The sequence below is a fragment of the Saccharothrix sp. NBAS 001 genome, assembly GCF_056640475.1.
In genome coordinates this window covers 5,957,749-5,972,048 of the sequence record NZ_CM153251.1, presented here as the reverse complement: position 1 = coordinate 5,972,048, position 14,300 = coordinate 5,957,749, and the positions used below count along the sequence as shown (strand labels likewise).

At 70.9% G+C, this 14,300-nt stretch carries 21 protein-coding genes and 1 tRNA gene; all 22 read right to left on the bottom strand.

Features of this window, described 5'->3' with window-relative positions; genetic code table 11:
* Nucleotides 1–6: 6 nt before the first annotated feature.
* A complete protein-coding gene (locus AC0HI0_RS25300; protein ID WP_480925995.1) occupies nucleotides 7–345 on the bottom strand; it encodes a hypothetical protein in 339 nt (112 codons plus the stop codon).
* A gap of 92 nt (nucleotides 346–437) precedes the next feature.
* On the bottom strand, nucleotides 438–752 hold the full coding sequence (locus tag AC0HI0_RS25295) for a hypothetical protein (RefSeq protein ID WP_480925994.1): 315 nt from the start codon (nucleotides 750–752) through the stop codon (nucleotides 438–440).
* 28 nt (nucleotides 753–780) lie between these two features.
* Nucleotides 781–1,074: a hypothetical protein gene (locus AC0HI0_RS25290; RefSeq protein WP_480925993.1), complete on the bottom strand. Its 294-nt coding sequence runs from the start codon at nucleotides 1,072–1,074 to the stop codon at nucleotides 781–783.
* A gap of 91 nt (nucleotides 1,075–1,165) precedes the next feature.
* Nucleotides 1,166–1,828: a phage tail tube protein gene (locus tag AC0HI0_RS25285; RefSeq protein WP_480925992.1), complete on the bottom strand. Its 663-nt coding sequence runs from the start codon at nucleotides 1,826–1,828 to the stop codon at nucleotides 1,166–1,168.
* A gap of 73 nt (nucleotides 1,829–1,901) precedes the next feature.
* The gene (locus AC0HI0_RS25280) at nucleotides 1,902–2,306 is read right to left on the bottom strand and encodes a phage tail termination protein (RefSeq protein ID WP_480925991.1); all 405 of its coding nucleotides are present in this window, start codon (nucleotides 2,304–2,306) and stop codon (nucleotides 1,902–1,904) included.
* A 1-nt stretch (nucleotide 2,307) separates the two neighbouring features.
* Nucleotides 2,308–2,625: a hypothetical protein gene (locus tag AC0HI0_RS25275; RefSeq protein WP_480925990.1), complete on the bottom strand. Its 318-nt coding sequence runs from the start codon at nucleotides 2,623–2,625 to the stop codon at nucleotides 2,308–2,310.
* Complete coding sequence (locus AC0HI0_RS25270; RefSeq protein WP_480925989.1) at nucleotides 2,625–2,984, bottom strand: hypothetical protein; 360 nt, start codon at nucleotides 2,982–2,984, stop codon at nucleotides 2,625–2,627. The genes AC0HI0_RS25275 and AC0HI0_RS25270 overlap by 1 nt, the downstream gene beginning before the upstream one ends.
* Entirely contained in the window at nucleotides 2,981–3,436 is a 456-nt protein-coding gene (locus tag AC0HI0_RS25265; RefSeq protein WP_480925988.1) for a Gp19/Gp15/Gp42 family protein, read from the bottom strand. The genes AC0HI0_RS25270 and AC0HI0_RS25265 overlap by 4 nt, the downstream gene beginning before the upstream one ends.
* Nucleotides 3,437–3,454: 18 nt before the next feature.
* Nucleotides 3,455–3,652: a hypothetical protein gene (locus AC0HI0_RS25260; RefSeq protein WP_480925987.1), complete on the bottom strand. Its 198-nt coding sequence runs from the start codon at nucleotides 3,650–3,652 to the stop codon at nucleotides 3,455–3,457.
* Between the two features lie 12 nt (nucleotides 3,653–3,664).
* Nucleotides 3,665–4,066 (bottom strand): hypothetical protein, encoded by a 402-nt coding sequence (locus AC0HI0_RS25255; protein ID WP_480925986.1) that lies wholly within the window; start codon nucleotides 4,064–4,066, stop codon nucleotides 3,665–3,667.
* A gap of 13 nt (nucleotides 4,067–4,079) precedes the next feature.
* Complete coding sequence (locus AC0HI0_RS25250; RefSeq protein ID WP_480925985.1) at nucleotides 4,080–5,015, bottom strand: phage major capsid protein; 936 nt, start codon at nucleotides 5,013–5,015, stop codon at nucleotides 4,080–4,082.
* 71 nt (nucleotides 5,016–5,086) lie between these two features.
* Nucleotides 5,087–5,662 (bottom strand): hypothetical protein, encoded by a 576-nt coding sequence (locus tag AC0HI0_RS25245; RefSeq protein WP_480925984.1) that lies wholly within the window; start codon nucleotides 5,660–5,662, stop codon nucleotides 5,087–5,089.
* 51 nt (nucleotides 5,663–5,713) lie between these two features.
* Complete coding sequence (locus AC0HI0_RS25240) at nucleotides 5,714–6,514, bottom strand: hypothetical protein (protein ID WP_480925983.1); 801 nt, start codon at nucleotides 6,512–6,514, stop codon at nucleotides 5,714–5,716.
* The gene (locus tag AC0HI0_RS25235) at nucleotides 6,511–8,013 is read right to left on the bottom strand and encodes a phage portal protein (protein WP_480925982.1); all 1,503 of its coding nucleotides are present in this window, start codon (nucleotides 8,011–8,013) and stop codon (nucleotides 6,511–6,513) included. Before AC0HI0_RS25235 ends, AC0HI0_RS25240 begins: the two co-directional genes overlap by 4 nt.
* Nucleotides 8,014–8,019: 6 nt before the next feature.
* Nucleotides 8,020–9,696, bottom strand: coding sequence for a Terminase (locus AC0HI0_RS25230; protein ID WP_480925981.1), 1,677 nt, complete (start codon nucleotides 9,694–9,696; stop codon nucleotides 8,020–8,022).
* Between the two features lie 4 nt (nucleotides 9,697–9,700).
* Nucleotides 9,701–10,312: a hypothetical protein gene (locus AC0HI0_RS25225; RefSeq protein WP_480925980.1), complete on the bottom strand. Its 612-nt coding sequence runs from the start codon at nucleotides 10,310–10,312 to the stop codon at nucleotides 9,701–9,703.
* Nucleotides 10,312–10,512: a hypothetical protein gene (locus tag AC0HI0_RS25220; RefSeq protein WP_480925979.1), complete on the bottom strand. Its 201-nt coding sequence runs from the start codon at nucleotides 10,510–10,512 to the stop codon at nucleotides 10,312–10,314. Before AC0HI0_RS25220 ends, AC0HI0_RS25225 begins: the two co-directional genes overlap by 1 nt.
* 561 nt (nucleotides 10,513–11,073) lie before the next feature.
* Nucleotides 11,074–11,942 (bottom strand): IS5 family transposase gene (locus tag AC0HI0_RS25215; protein WP_480925978.1). Its coding sequence is split into 2 segments (ribosomal slippage): nucleotides 11,074–11,562 and nucleotides 11,565–11,942, totalling 867 coding nucleotides; the frame shifts between segments, so codons are not numbered across the junction.
* 51 nt (nucleotides 11,943–11,993) lie between these two features.
* Complete coding sequence (locus tag AC0HI0_RS25210) at nucleotides 11,994–12,269, bottom strand: hypothetical protein (protein ID WP_480925977.1); 276 nt, start codon at nucleotides 12,267–12,269, stop codon at nucleotides 11,994–11,996.
* A 141-nt stretch (nucleotides 12,270–12,410) separates the two neighbouring features.
* Complete coding sequence (locus tag AC0HI0_RS25205) at nucleotides 12,411–13,154, bottom strand: hypothetical protein (protein WP_480925976.1); 744 nt, start codon at nucleotides 13,152–13,154, stop codon at nucleotides 12,411–12,413.
* Between the two features lie 12 nt (nucleotides 13,155–13,166).
* Nucleotides 13,167–14,009, bottom strand: coding sequence for a DUF4082 domain-containing protein (locus tag AC0HI0_RS25200; protein ID WP_480925975.1), 843 nt, complete (start codon nucleotides 14,007–14,009; stop codon nucleotides 13,167–13,169).
* A gap of 137 nt (nucleotides 14,010–14,146) precedes the next feature.
* Nucleotides 14,147–14,220: transfer RNA gene (locus tag AC0HI0_RS25195), tRNA-Ile, on the bottom strand.
* Between the last annotated feature and the right edge of the window lie 80 nt (nucleotides 14,221–14,300).

Here is a 14,300-nt window from a genome sequence, read left to right as displayed (position 1 = left end):
GGGGAATCACCCCCTCGGCAGCACGCGGCTCACGATGTCCATGTGGGTGGCGTAGTCGGCGCGCCGACCGGCGCGCTGGGCCGCCGTCGTCGGCCGGGGCGCGGGCTTGGCCCGCACCGCCTTCTTGCCCTTGGGACGCACGCTGTTCGCGACTGCGGCCTCGACCCGGCCAGCGAGGTCGCGGATCTCGGCGCGCAACTCCTCGATCGGATCCCATTCGCGCAGCGACGGCCGCCGCGAGGCCCCACTGCCGGGGTTGTGGGTGAGTTCGGCCAGCTCGTCGTCGTCGGCCAGGGCGAGCTTGTAGCGCGACCACTTGGGCAGCTGCTCGATCAGTCGGGGCAACTTGCCCCATGGATGCGCGCCCCGGAACCAGTCCAGCAGATCCAGACCGAGGTGGTCATGCAGGTCGTACTCGATGGCCTCGCCAGCGCGTTCTAGGAGCGCCGCGAGGCCCGCGAACCCCCCGGCGGTGCCTGCTCGGGGGCGATGCTGAAGTGCCTCAGCATGTCCTGCACGAGAGCGTTCATCACCCCGGCGGGCGCGGGACCGACCAGCTCTAGCACGCGCTCGGCGTGCTCGCCGCACAGCAGTTCCAGCGTGGCTCGGGATGACCGGGATTCCTCGATCTCCAGCATGGTGTCGCCGTCCGGGCACGGGATGCTGAGCACCTCGTCGTCGGTGATCTCCAGGTCGAACGGCTTGACCGCCGCCTCGGCGACGTACTGGCTGAACTTGTGCTGTTTGCCCACGGTGTTCCTCCGGGTGGTGTGGGACGGATCAGTCGGTGACGGGCGTCTTGCCACCGGACTTGGGGGTCGCTGACTTCGTGGCGACGACGGACGGCGCGGCTGTGCCGTCGCCCGCGCCGGTCCGGTCGGAACCGGCCTGCTGCGCGGCAACCTGGACGGCATCCTCCGGCGAGTCGTCGTCGATCGGCTTGTACCCGCGGCCGTAGACGAGGTTGTTGACCGCCTCCGGGTTGCGGACGGTCACCTCCTCGCCGTCCGGGGAGACCAGGCGCACTCCGTCCCGGGCGTCGTCGCGCGTGCTCTCGTGCTGGTCGTCGGCCATTCCGCAGCCCCTCTTCTCGTGTGCCGTGCCGTGCCGGGTGGGGAGGGTGTGGTGCGGGGCGCGCCACCCGGAGCACGCCCCGCACCACGGCTCACGACAGTGCCGGGAAGCCCATCGCCACCAGCAGGCTGCGCCAGCCGGGGCCGCCGAAGAAGTGCCGGACGCTGTAGCCGGCGGTGGAGTCGACCGCAGCCGACATCGTCATCTGGTAGGACACGGCGTCGTCGCCGTCGGTCCACACCTGGTCACCGCGCTCGGTCACGGACGCGCGCGGCAGCAGCCGGCCGACGTAGATCGCGTCGGCCCCCGAGCCGTCCACGAAGATCCCGTACGCCCTGTAGTACTTGGTGGTCGGCCGGGTCGGCTGCGAGAACGCGACCTCGCCGGTGACCGCGGTCGGGGTGACCGCCGACAGGTCGACGTTGTGGTACATCTCCAGCGTCTTGAGCTTGGTCTCCTGCGCGGTGAACTGCAGGCCGGTCATGTCGCTGTTGATGTCGCGGCGCGTCGGGTCGAACGCGCCCCACGACGTCACCTCCGACACCTCGGTCGACCGAGACCAAGTCGCGCCGTCGTCCTTGGTCACCCAGCCGATGTCGGTGAAACCCGACGGCAGCGCCGCCAGGTCCGCGCCCGCGCCAGTGGTCAGTGTGGACGGCAGCGAGGCGGTCATCGCCGCGAAGAACAGCGACCCGGCCAGCGCCTTGCGGATCAACTCGACCTGCTTGTCGGCCAGGTCCTCGTATGCGGGCATCCCGCGTCCTCCCTCATCAGGGCATGTGGCAACGGCCCCAGGGGCGGGGCTGGATGGATCCGGGTGGGTGCTGTCAGCGGGGCCTGCGCCACGCGAACTGGTAGGTCGCCGCCTTGTGTCGCAACGATTCGTTCTCGTACGGCACTCGCAGCGGAGCGCTGGTGGTCTCGGCCTTGTCGATCAACACGCCGTCAGGATGGTCAGGAGTGACGATGCTGCGCCCGGCGCACGAAAGGATCACCTGCTGACAGTTCCGCGCGAGCTGCCGCGCCTGCTCGTAGGTGGGAGCGAACACCGCAACCTCGACCAGAGGCCGGTCGGTCACGAAATCGTCCGCGCCGCCCACCCGCGTCACCTTGATCACCGGTACGTCGGAGTCCAGAGTGGACGCGGTGTCGGTGGTGGTCGGCGCGACCCCGGTCAGCAACGCCATGACCACGTCCTCGGCGTCCGGGAACGGCGGCAGCGGGATCGGCATCTCAGCCGCGTTCGATCGCGTCGATCGCCGAGCGCATCGCGTGGTCCCCGACGCGCTTCTTGCTCCCGAACTCGACGCTCGCCGAGTGCGGGGCGTCGGCGACCACCTCGGCTCCCACCCGGTCCCGTGCCCGGCCGACCGCGCGCACGCGCTCGACGTGGATCGAAGCTGCGTGCTCGCCGGTGTCTTGCCGGGTGCGCGCGCGGGCCCACGCCGCGCCGATCTCCGCCCGCTCGACGCACAGATCGTGCAGATCGCTGGACTGCAGTAGCGGGCGCAGTCCGACCGAGTTGGGCCGGTAGTCGGTGATCCTGGCCATCAGCCCCGCTCCCTCCGCAGCTGGTATTCGTCGCCGGGCTGCCACGCGGTCAGGGGCGAGCGCCACTGCGCGCCGGACCCGTCCACCCGCCACCGGGTGCCCCTGTAAGCCGGTGGAACCGCATCGACCGACGGCAGCACCACTTCGTCGGTCACCCGGATGTCCGCTCCGTACGGCGCGAGCAGCACGCCGCGGTCCACCACCGTGTCCTGCGCGAACGTCACCTCGGTGGAGGACGGCAGGTAGAACGCGCATCCCTGCACCGTGTGCGGTGACGGTGCGCTGCCGCTGTCGCCCCATCGGTTCTTCTGGGCCGGCACGCGGTGCACGGCGACCGCGAACCCGAACGGCAGCATCACCAGCGGTCCTCGGGCTCGGGACCGTTGGAGCGCACCACCGACCACGGCATGTGCGGGCTGCGCGCCAGGTGCTCCAGCGCGTCATCGGCCACCTCGGCCGAGCGCGCGCCGGACGCGAGACCGAGCAGCCGCCTGTCGTCCCGGGTCAGCCACAACCGGCCCGCCGCGACCTGCCGGTCCTGCGACATGGAGAACGGCCCGGCGGACTGACTGTTCGCGCCGGTCGGGTTGCGCAGCACCCGCAGCACCATGTTGCACAGCACCTGCTTGACGTCCGCCGCGTTCGCCCGCCCGGACGCGATGTGCGCGGCCAGATCCCGGTCGGGCACGTAGCGCGACAGCAGCCGCTCGGCCTCGTCGAGCTTGACGGTGAGCTTGTCGTCCAGCGACTCCGGGATGTCGCCCTCGAAGTAGGAGGCGCGGAGGTCGTCGACGGTCGCGTACGTGGCCACGATGACCTCCGCTCCTGCTCAGGACCCGGAGGTCGTGCCCTTGCGGCCCGTCGTCTTGGTCTCCGCCGACTTCGGGGTGTCGGCGACGTTCGCCGTACCGCCCACCTGCCCGGTCACGGTGAGGTCATCCTCCGCGCCCGGGGAGTGGCCGATGTAGCCGTGCTCGGTGCCGTCCAGCGGCGCGACGAACTTCTTGCTGTCGGATGTGTCGGTCATGGCGGTGCCTCCTCAGCGGCGGGTCACGGTGACGCGGACGAGCCCGCCCGGGTCGGCCAGGCCGGTGCCGTTCGCGACCGACCGCCACTGCAGGGTGTCCCCGGCGGACAGGTTGCGGTTCGCGGCGGTGCCGGACAGGGCCACGGTGGCGTCGTCGTTCGCCGCGGCGTTGGTGCCGCTGCCGAACGTGAGCGTGGCGACCACCGTGCTGCCGCTGCCGTCCTGCCCCTTGTTGACGAGGCTGATCGTGCGGTTGTTGGTAGCCACGCCGGTGATCACCGCCTCGGGCACGTACTCGACGTCGGTCACGGTGCAGTCGAACGGGGCCTGCGCGACGACGGTGTCGTCGCTGTTGCCCGCGGTGGACACCGCAGGAACGTCGGCCTCGATCACCCTCTGCAGGGGTGCGGTCATCGCAGCTCTCCGATCAGAAGACCAGCGCGGCCACGGGGTACCGCGTGTTGGCGTCGGGGTTGTCGTTGTTGAGCAGGTTCGCGACCTGCCAGCCCACCCGGAACTTGAGCCGGTAGGCGATCATGTCCTGCTGCGGCAGGTTGTAGACGATCGCGCCGGTGTTGTCCTGGATCACGGCCTGGTCCAGGAGCTTCATCTCGATGTCCTGCCGGACACCGATCATGAACTGGTTCCAGTCGCCGGCGAGCATCCGCACGTTGGTGCCCACGCCGCCGCTGGTGGACCAGAGACCGCGCATCGGGTAGGCGACCGGCTCGCCGTCCAGCTCGTTGAGGTTGTCGCTCAGCCGGCCCGCGTCGTTCCTGCGGCCCTGGGTGTCGCGGGCCGCACGGAACCGCCGGCGCACCGCGCGGGCCGCGACATACCCGTTCACGTCGAAGCCGTCCTCCTCGACCGCACCGATCAGGTTATCGATGTCGCCGAAGAAGCCGCCCTGCGCGGCGGTCGCCGTCCCCTCAGTGACTGTGTTCCCGGCCGCGACGGCGGCGGCGAACACGTTTGTGGGGAACGAGGAGGGCGCGTTGATGCCGAAGAACACCGCCATGTCCAGAGTGCGGTGGATCGCCTCGCGCACCAGCGGCTCTGCGGAGTCCCACACGTCGCCCTCGATGTCGTCGGCGACGTTCTCCGGCACCGGGAGGATCGTGGCAATCTCCTCGATCTGCAGGAACTTGTTGTCCCAGGCCATCTTCGTGGTCTGCTTGAGCCCGGTGTCGCCGTTGACCCAGTAGGCGACCGGAAGCGCCGAGATGATCGGGAACCTGATCGCGTTGCGTGCCACCGGGATCGACCGGAACAGGCGCAGCGCGGCCGATTCCTCGGTGAGCTTCCCGAGCATCGCCCGGGAGACTTCCTCCGGGATGAGCGCCTGCGCGTCGCTGCGCGTCACGGCAGTGTTGTACGGCACGGTCTACCTCCAGAACTGTGCGCAGCGGTCCGGCCGTGCCGCTGGCTGATCGGTTAGCGGTTGCGCGCCATTTCGCGCATCACGTCGCCCATCGACTTGGGCGTGTCGCCGCCCTTGCGGCCTTGGTCGGGATCTGCGGTGGGGCGTCCGGCGACGCGGCGGAACGCGGCGACGCGCTTGGCGATGGCCGCGTCGTCCGGCTCGCCGTTCTTCAACAGCCGGACGGGGTCGAGTTCGTCGAGAAGCTCGGCGACGTCCTCGGCCTTGATCCCCGCCTCGGCCAGGCCCGACCGCAGTTGGGTCATCGCCAGCCGGCCGGCGCGTTCGGTGTCGCGCACGTCGCGGTCGGCCAGCGCCGACTTCATCTCGTCGAGCTGCTGCTGCAGCGTCTTGGCCTGGTCCGCGCCTGCCTTGTTGTCCTTGGCGCGCTGTTCCCAGGTGCGGGCGTGCTCCAGCCGCTTGCGCACGTCCGCCGGGTTGACGCCGAGTTCCCGGGCGAGAGCCCTCCACTCGTCGGCCACCCAGTCCTCGGCCGTGGTGGTCGCGGTGTCCGTTGCGGTTCCCGCGTCTGCGGTCTCGGTACCCTGCCCGTCGTCTTCGCCTGCGGTTGCACCAGCGTCGTTACTCATGGGTGTTCTCCCGTTTCGGGATGGCCGCCCCCGTTCCGGGGTACGGAAATCTCAGGACGCGAGGTCGTCGGGCCCGGTGAATCGGTCGCCCGGCCGCACCAGCAACGGGCCCAGTTCGCCGTGCTCGCGCGTCATCTGCACCACCAGGTGCCGGTAGTCCGGAGCGCGCCCGCCCCGATCTGCGTGACCGGTCAGCGCGAGCACCGCGCCGTGCACCTGCTCCAGCAGCTCCGGCTCGATCACCTGGCCCCGGTCAGGGCCCCAGAGCCCCTCCACCCGGCAGTCGCAGCCGGGGTGGATGGGGTTGAGGTCCTCGACCCGGTAGCGCTGGGTGGAGGCGATCACGCACAGCGCGCAGTTCTCCTCGCCCTGCAGCACCCGCCGCCACCTGGACGGGCGCGCGCCCGAGGGTAGCCGGCGCAGCGCCGAGCGGGTCGCGCGCGCGTAGGTCTGCTGCAGGTCCATCTCCGCGATCTGCGCCAGCCGCGTCTCGCCCAGCTCCAGTGCCCGCGTCAGCGACCTGCCGCGCGCGAGGGCGGTGTAGACGGTCGCGAACGGCCGCCGGTAGACCTCCTGCGGCGGGACTCCGCGCAGACGCAGCACCTCGCCGTCCGGAACGCCGGGCGGGGCGACCGTCCTGCCGAGCGCCTCACCGGCCTGGTCGGCGACGTAGGCGGCGGCCAGTGCGGCCAACGCCCGCTGGCTGCCCTGCGCCGCCGGCACCGCTTGGGCGACGAACGTGTCCGCGTCCCGCTTCCGCCACGTGTCCAGGCCGAGGAACATCCGGACCAGCGTGGTGATCAGCCGGGTTGAGAGCGCCCGCCGCGCGGCGGCGAACTCCTCCGGCGTCACGGCCGGAGGCCCTCGCCCGCAGGCACGTCATCTACCTCGGCCCGCGCCGGTGGCGGCCGCATCGTCCCGGCGCGCGAGGCGGTGCGCGACTGGTCGGGCCCCGGCGCGCCGAGCCCGGCCAGCGCCTTCTCCGCCGCGCGCTCGGTGCGTAGCTGCGCGACCCGCTGGGGGGACCAGCCGATCTCCTCGACGCCCATCGGCAGCGGCACCCCCGCCGCGGTGAGCTTGGACAGGTAGTCGCCGACCTGGGCTGGCACGAAGTTCTCCGGCCGCGCCCACACGATCTCCGACTGCGACAGGTCACGGCCGAGTTCGGCGGCCTGTGCCATGTACTGCAGGAGTTCCTCCAGGCCCTCGTCCCACGAGCCCGTGCGCTGCCTGATCTTGGCGTTGTGGCCCGCGTCGAGCGCCGCAACGGCGTCTGCCGACAGGTTCACCATGTCGCCGGGCAGGTAGTACACCGGCGTCAGCGTGACCGCGGCGAACGCGCGCATGTCGGCGTCGATCCCGCGCAGCATGTCCGCCGTGGCCGTCTGCTGCAGTTGCACCAACTGCACCGCGGGGTCGCCCGGCTCCGGCGGCGGGATCGTGCCGATCTGCGTCACGCCCGACTTCCACGGCGCGATCGGCTCGCCCGTGACAGGGTCCTCGTCGGCGTTGTAGTTGAGCAGGATCGACTGCCGGAACGCCGCGTACCGCTCGGAGGACAACCTGTTGAGCAAGCTGAGGTTGAGCCGGTTCTGGTCATCTATACCCGCGTCGTGCTCGGCGACCGGGTCCTCGCCCTCGTCCCCGTTCAGGAACGGGATGACAGGCACACCGGGAAGGGTCCGTCCGGGCTCCTCCCGCTGCTCCCATGCGTCCGGTTTCCACGACATCGACCCGGTCGAGGTCGACTTCGTCTGGCGTGTGGTCCGCCAGTGGTACCGGGTTCCCGGGCCGTCGTCGGTCGCGCCGCGCAGGTACAGCGTCGCCATCCACCGCTTGGCGATCGAGTCGTGCCACAGCCGCAACGCGGCCAGCCGGCGCGACGCGTCGGCCGGGTCGCACTCCACGATCACGTTCTCCGGGCCCTCGATCGTCACCCGAGGCGTCTTCGTCCGCCGCGGGTCGACCCCGACGATGGCGTACGCGGCGCTGCGGGAGTACGCCTTGCGCCACAAACCGAACTGGCGCGAGTCCAACTTGGCCCTCTGCCACAGCCGCCACACCGGGTCTGGCCCGGATTCCGGATCGTGCTCCGGATCCCGGAAGCCCAGCACCATCGTGCGGTGCACGCTCGACTCCACGCACAGCCGGCACAGGTTCGTCCGCGCCATGCGCTGGAACCGCCGGTACGCCTCCTTGTGCTGGTTCGGCCCGGCCGGCAGGTCGTGGTCGCCCTCGTAGTAGCGCCGCCAGTACCGGATCGCGTCCTGCCGGGACCCGTCGAGCAGCTTCCTTCCCAGGCGCTCCAGCCACTCCAACGGTGTTAGGTCGGCGGCCTCGGCCACGGCCACCCCCTGTCAGAATGCGGCAGCCCGCCGCTTCCGCTGCTTGTCCAACCCCTTGGCCACCGCGTCACCCCGGCACTCGAACGCCAAGATCGCCGCCATCGCCGCGTCGATCTTCTTCGGCGACTTCGCGTACTCCTTGCCGATCGTGATGCCGACCTTGCCCGCCAACCTGCGCCGCGCGTGCAGCACGTGCTGGGTGAGGATCGCGTCGGTGCTGTGCGTGACCTGCTTCGCGCGCACCGCCTCGTACAGGCGGTGCACCGCCGCGACCATCGCCGTCGGCCGGGTCGTCCACCACTCGATCGGCTTGCTCTGGGTGGCCCGCACCCGCATCCGCGGCCCGTACAGCGAGCCCCACCGGTCCACGTAGGTCTGCCAGTACGGCGGGTCCGCGTAGAACCCCACCACCTGGTAGCGCTCCATCACCGACTTGATCGCCGCGTCGACGACCATGCCGTCCACGCGCCAGTCCTTGCCAGCCGGGCCGACGGGCTTCTGCCAGATCGTCGGCTCGCCGTCGTACTCGGGCACGAACAGGTGCCCGTCGGAGACCCTGCAGGCGATCAGCGCGGTGGAGTCCTCGCTGACCGCGCCGTCGAATCCCAGCACGATCCGCTCGCCGTCGAGCACCGTGATCCACGGTGCCTTGACGGCCTCCCACGCCTCCACCGCCATCCACGCGTTGCCCGCGGAGGTGCGGGCGTTGAGGAAGTACCGGCGGCTGTCCTCGGGGTCTTTGCGTGGGTCGTAGAACTCGTCGACGATCGAGTCGAGGTCGTTCCACTCGATTGCCTCGCCGAACGCCTCCAGGATCGCCGCGCGCAGCATCTCCTCGCGCGACAGGTCCTCGCACTCGCCCCACCGGTGGTCGTAGAGCAGCCGCTGCCGCCGGGTGCGTTTCTGGCCGATCGCCTCGGCCAGCGCGTAGGTGGACTCCGCGACCGACTCTTCGCCGGGTGCGAACATCGTCGTGGTCTCCAGGTACCACGTGCCCGGCGCGGTCTTCTTCCGCTTGCGCAGGTTCCGGGTGACGGTGTTGTACATCCCCCGCAGCTCTGGGAGGTTGTACAGGTGCGTCTCGTCGAAGCAGACGAACGTTTCGAGGCCGCCGTCCTTCGACGCCGACGCCGCCGTGGACGGCAGGATCTTCCCGCCGTCGGGCAACACGGTCCGCGTGAGGCCGGCGTCCGCGCCGACGTGGGACAGCAGGGCGTCCTCGTCGGTCAGGTTGTAGTAGATCGTCTCGTAGACGTTCCCGGCCTGGCCTTCCTCGGTGGCCAGTACGCGGATCAGCGGCTTGCGGATGGGCTTGCCCATCGGCTCGCCCGGCTCGTAGACGTAGCGGAAGCCCAGACCCCACGGGTCCTCGTAGACCTCGCCACCCTGGGCGAACCCGGCGAACCGGCACGGCCCAAACGCCTCGAACAACGCGAACCGCGCGCCCAACCCGCTCTTGTCGCAGCCCTTGGGCCGGGAGAAGAACGCGGAGTCGTAGAGCTGCCGCCCGGACTCGTCCAGGGCGTAGCAGTCCACGACGAACCCGCAGAACTCGTCGCCGTGCGACACGGGCATCCCGGCGGCGTCACCGCGCCCGTGGACGACGAAGTGCTCCATCCACGCGACCGCGAGCCACCCGAGGGACCGGGTCCGGTCGTGCTGCGGCGCCCGCACCAGCGTGCGGGGCACGGTGCTACCCGGCCGCGACCCGGGACCGACGGGACGACATCGCCGTCACCGTCGCGTCGCCGCCCGCCGGGGCGGCGGGGGACGTCCCGCCCCGACTCTGGCTGGCGTCGAGTTCGACCTGCCACCGCAACCGGGCCATCGCCAACGGCGTCAACCCCAACCGGTCGGCGTACTGGCGGGCCTCCTTGCCAGCGTCGAGGTCGCCGCTGGACGCGAGCACCATCCACCGCGTGTACAGCGCTACCTCGTCCAGCCAGCCGAGCGCCTGCCACTCGACGGCCTGCGGCAACGCCCACAACTTCGTCCACAGCGCCAGCTCGCGGTCGGCCTGGCCAGCCATCACGAGCCGCAGTGTCTCCACGCGCTCCTCGGCGCGCACGAGCGTCGTCTCCGCGACTCGCTGCCCCTCGGCGCGCTTGGCCTCCAGCGACTCCAGCTTCGCCACGGCCACCCGGTACTTCGCCTGCGTGTGCAGGTCCGGTCCGAGCGGAAACGCCGGAGTCGGTCCCGTCCGGCCGGCGGCGGGCAGCAGGATGCCGCCGGGCGTCTTGTTCCGCCGCACCCGCTGATCGGGATCCTTCGGCGGCGGTCCGGACATCTGCGTACGGATGGTCATCAGATCACCCAGAACTTGCCGCCGTTGCTGACGACCACTGCCGCAGCGCCGGTGCGCTCCTTCAGCACCTGGGCCTGCTTCTTGGCGTGCTCCTTGTCGAACGGCTCGTCCTCGTCCTTGGCGTAGACGTCGACGTGGATGACGACCTCGATGCGGTCCTCGCGGTAGTTCTCGGGACCGACGACGTACGTGCGGATCATGTGGACCACTCCCGTTCCGGGATGCGCGGCACCCCGTTTCGGGACACCGCTACGTCTCAAGCAGCCACGCCACGACCTCGTCCAAATCCGCGAGCGTGGACGGACAACGACCGAACCTGCGCCCGGTCACCGCGATGTACCGGCCCGTGCCGTACACCTCCACCCCCCTGCGGCAACCTGCGGCCCCTCGTCACCGCGGCCCGCCCCCACACGTGCAGGCCCGTCCCGGACGGGGACACCTCCACGTACGTCGCGGGCACCCGCGCCAACACCTCCGCCGCCCTGCCGGTCACCTTCCCGTCGGGGGCGAGGCAGTGGTCCAGGTCCAGGCTTGCGCAATTCCAGCGGCGGACCGGCGCGGTGCGCGGCGACCCGGCCACCGAAACCGGCCACCACACCCCCGACGAGAGCCTTACGAGAGCCTCCGCGCGCCCCTGCGGGCCCTCGCACGCGACCTTTCCCAACGCGTACACACCGCGAGGCCCAGCAATTCCCCGACAGAGGGCCCCTCCGGGGGAGGGGGTCACCCCCCGGGTGGCCTAGGCAGTGTCCTGTAAGGGGTCATCTGAGCCATAAGACGATGGCGGCGATGGTGAGTTCGGCCTGGTAGTAGGCGGCTCGTTTGGCGTAGCGGGTCGCCAGGCCCCTGAACTGCTTGAGCCGGCTGAAGCATCGCTCGACCACATTGCGCCGCTTGTACAACTCGGTGTCGAACGCCGGTGGCCGCCCGCCGTGCGAGCCCTTGGCCGCGCGGCGGGCGACCTGGTCGACCCGTTCGGGACAGACGAACCGCAGGCCCCTCTCGCGCAAGGACTTCCTGGTGGAGTCGTGCGAGTACGCCTTGTCGGCGATGACTGCGTCCGGTCGGGTGCGGGGGCGCCCCGGCCCGACGCGGGCGACGCGGATGCCGTCGAGCAACGGCAGCAACTGCGGGTTGTCCCCGGCCTGGCCGGGCGTGACCAGGACCCGCATCGGCAGACCGCGCCCGTCCACGACGAGGTGGATCTTGGTGCTCAGGCCGCCCCGGGACCGTCCGAGCGCCTCGCCCGCGACCGAGAGGGCCTCGGCTCCGGGTCCGCACCCCCCTTTTTCCGGGCACCGGCGGCGTGCTGGTGTGCCCGGACCACACTGGAGTCGACACTGACCACCCACTCCAGGTCACCGACCGAGTCGTCCTTCACCACGGCCCGGTCGAGGATGCGCTGCCAGGTGCCGTCCGTCGTCCACAGCCGAAGACGTTCGTGGGCGGTCTTCCACGGCCCGTACCGTTCGGGCAGGTCACGCCACGGAGCACCGGTCCGCAGCTTCCACAGGATCGCGTTGACCACCTGCCGGTGGTCACGCCAACGCCGGCCACCACTGGCCACCGGCGGCAGCAACGGCTCGATCACCGACCACGCCCGATCCGTCAACTCACCACGACCGACCATGCACCAGAACTACCAGAGGCCCTGATCAACCGCTTACAGGACACTGCCTAGTCAGAGGAGGCCGGGGTGGGGTGCGCGGGGGCGTTTGGTGGTGAGTCGGCGTTGTGCGGTGTTGCCTTGTCGGCTGCTGCGGCGGTCGTGGTGCCAGTCGCAGAGGGTGCGGGCGTTGGCGGGTGTGTGGTCGTGGGGGTCTCCGACGTGGTCGACGTCGTTGCCCCACTCGTTGCAGCGCTCGCGGGGTTGGTAGTCACCTGCGAGGTAGGTGGGGAAGCCGCCGTCGTCGTGGTCTTCGAGCCAGGTGCAGCGGTGGTTGTCGCGTGCGAGCACGACGGGTCTGGTGTGTGTGCGCCACTCGGGTGGGAGTTCGGCGCGGCGGTTGCTGCCTGCCCAGCCACCGGGCATGAGTCACACCTGGTGGGACTGGGTAGCGGTGACGTCCTTGGGTGCGTGGTCCACCGTCCACCTCCGTCAACCGAGGGTCGTGGCGGCGACGAGCACGGTCCCGACGACGGTGACGGCCGCAGTGGCACGCAGGGTGATGGTGACGCCGGTGGTGGTCTGGGCCTTGACGGTGGCGGTGATCTTGCCGAGCAGGACGCTGGAGACGGGGGTGATGTCGAGGCCGTAGGTGGCGGTCGGCATCGGGCTGGTCCAGGTGATGGTGCGATCGACGGTCGCGCCGAGGGCGAGCAGGGGGACGTCGAGGAGTCCGAGGCGTTGGTGGACGGCGCGTTGTTGGAGCGCGGTGATCGCGGTCGCGTTGGCGGCGCTGCGGTTGTCGGCCGCGGTGGCTTTGGTGGCGGCTTCGCTTGCGGTGGCTGCGGCGGTGTCGGCTTTGGCTGCGGCCTGCGTTGCCGAGGTGGTGGCGTGGTCGGCTGCGGTGCGCGCCGCGGCGGCCTGGCGGGTGGCGACGTCGGCTGCGGTGGTGGCGTCGGCGGCGCTCCGCGCGGTGGCGCGGGTGAGGGTGTCGAGGTCGGCGAGGTCGCGGCGGGCTTCGTCGAGGGTGTCGCCGTGCTCCGCGACCAGGCGGCGCAGCTCGTCCAGTTGGTCTTGGAGGCGTTGGTGTCCGGCGTCTGCGGCGGCGTGGACTTCGTCGAGCCCGCCGGCGATGCCCTGGAGTTTGATGATCTGGGTGTCGACGGCGGCGAGGGTGGTGAGGGCGGCTTCGGTGGCGGGGTCGGGTTGGCGTTGCGCGAGGAAGGTGCGGCGCATCGGTCCCCCTTGTCAGGCGCTGCGGGCGACGCTGACGGTCGGTGTCCCTGCAGAGATCATCTTGATGGTGGTGGGTCCGGCGGTGGGGGGCTCGATCTCCACGCTGGTGATGGCCGCGGGGATGAGCCGGGTGTTCTTGCCCGCGACGGTGGGCGTGGTGCCGTCGGTGGTGAAGTAGATCGGCGCGGTGCCGGTCATGTTGACGATTTCGACCTCGGGCACGTCGTCGGCGAACTCGAAGGACGTGACGGTCGCGGCGGTGAGTTGGACGGCGTGGACGCCTTGTTCGTCGGCCGCGATGGTGTGGTCGGCCACGCCGCCTCCTGTGGGGTCGGTGTCGGTGACGAGCAGGTCGACCCAGTAGCCGCCGCCGTTGCCGCTGTTGGCGGGGTAGGTGGTGATCGCGCCGCTGCTGAAGCTGCCTTGGCCGTCGATGGCGGTGGCGTGGTTGGGGGCGGTGAGGGGGCCGCCGGTGAGGCCGTCCGCGCCCGCGCCGCCGGGCTGCCAGAACCCTGCGGTGATGGGGAACTGGTCCGGGAAGTGCACGGTCGGCTTGTAGTTGCCGGGGTCGAGCGGGATGGGCGCGGGGAACAGTGCGGTGTGCCAGCCGGTGCCGTCGAGGGTGAAGGTGACGTCGCTGCCCGCGACGGGGGTTCCGGTGCCGGGGCCGGTCATGGCCCAGAGCCGGCCGGTGATGGTGCCGGTGATGGCGGTGGTGCCGCGGTAGAAGCGGATGCCCAGTGCCCAGCGCGGGGTGCCGGTGAGGCCGATCTGGTGGGCGAGGTTGATGGGTTGGCCGTCGCTGGCTCCGGTGGTGGGTCCGGGGGTGGTGCCGAAGAGGGTGTGGTCGGTCACCGGCTGCCTCCCCGGGTGGTGTGCCGTGGCCCCGGCCTCCGCAAACCGGGGCCACGGCGTTTCCCCATCTCCGCCCGATGGTGGTTGGGGCCCCGACGCGGGTTGTGCGCGATGCCGCGTCGGGGGTCTGGTGTGGTGGGGGGCGGCCGGAGTCGAACCGGCGACATCCGGGTTATGAGCCCGGCCCGCTACCACCTGCGCCACGCCCCTCGGGTGTGCGAAAGCCCCGCCTGCGAGGGGTGCGGGCGGGGCTTGGGCAGACTTCTGGTGGGTCGAATCATGAACCGTCAC

What these genes read in the sequence shown, in the direction of transcription:
- AC0HI0_RS25245 (WP_480925984.1), bottom strand. Translation starts at nt 5,662, where the DNA reads ATGAGTAACGACGCTGGTGCAACCGCAGGCGAAGACGACGGGCAGGGT.
- AC0HI0_RS25225 (WP_480925980.1), bottom strand. Translation starts at nt 10,312, where the DNA reads ATGACCATCCGTACGCAGATGTCCGGACCGCCGCCGAAGGATCCCGAT.
- AC0HI0_RS25285 (WP_480925992.1), bottom strand. Translation starts at nt 1,828, where the DNA reads ATGCCCGCATACGAGGACCTGGCCGACAAGCAGGTCGAGTTGATCCGC.
- AC0HI0_RS25220 (WP_480925979.1), bottom strand. Translation starts at nt 10,512, where the DNA reads ATGATCCGCACGTACGTCGTCGGTCCCGAGAACTACCGCGAGGACCGC.
- AC0HI0_RS25280 (WP_480925991.1), bottom strand. Translation starts at nt 2,306, where the DNA reads ATGCCGATCCCGCTGCCGCCGTTCCCGGACGCCGAGGACGTGGTCATG.
- AC0HI0_RS25290 (WP_480925993.1), bottom strand. Translation starts at nt 1,074, where the DNA reads ATGGCCGACGACCAGCACGAGAGCACGCGCGACGACGCCCGGGACGGA.
- AC0HI0_RS25205 (WP_480925976.1), bottom strand. Translation starts at nt 13,154, where the DNA reads ATGCGCCGCACCTTCCTCGCGCAACGCCAACCCGACCCCGCCACCGAA.
- AC0HI0_RS25255 (WP_480925986.1), bottom strand. Translation starts at nt 4,066, where the DNA reads ATGACCGCACCCCTGCAGAGGGTGATCGAGGCCGACGTTCCTGCGGTG.
- AC0HI0_RS25275 (WP_480925990.1), bottom strand. Translation starts at nt 2,625, where the DNA reads ATGGCCAGGATCACCGACTACCGGCCCAACTCGGTCGGACTGCGCCCG.
- AC0HI0_RS25260 (WP_480925987.1), bottom strand. Translation starts at nt 3,652, where the DNA reads ATGACCGACACATCCGACAGCAAGAAGTTCGTCGCGCCGCTGGACGGC.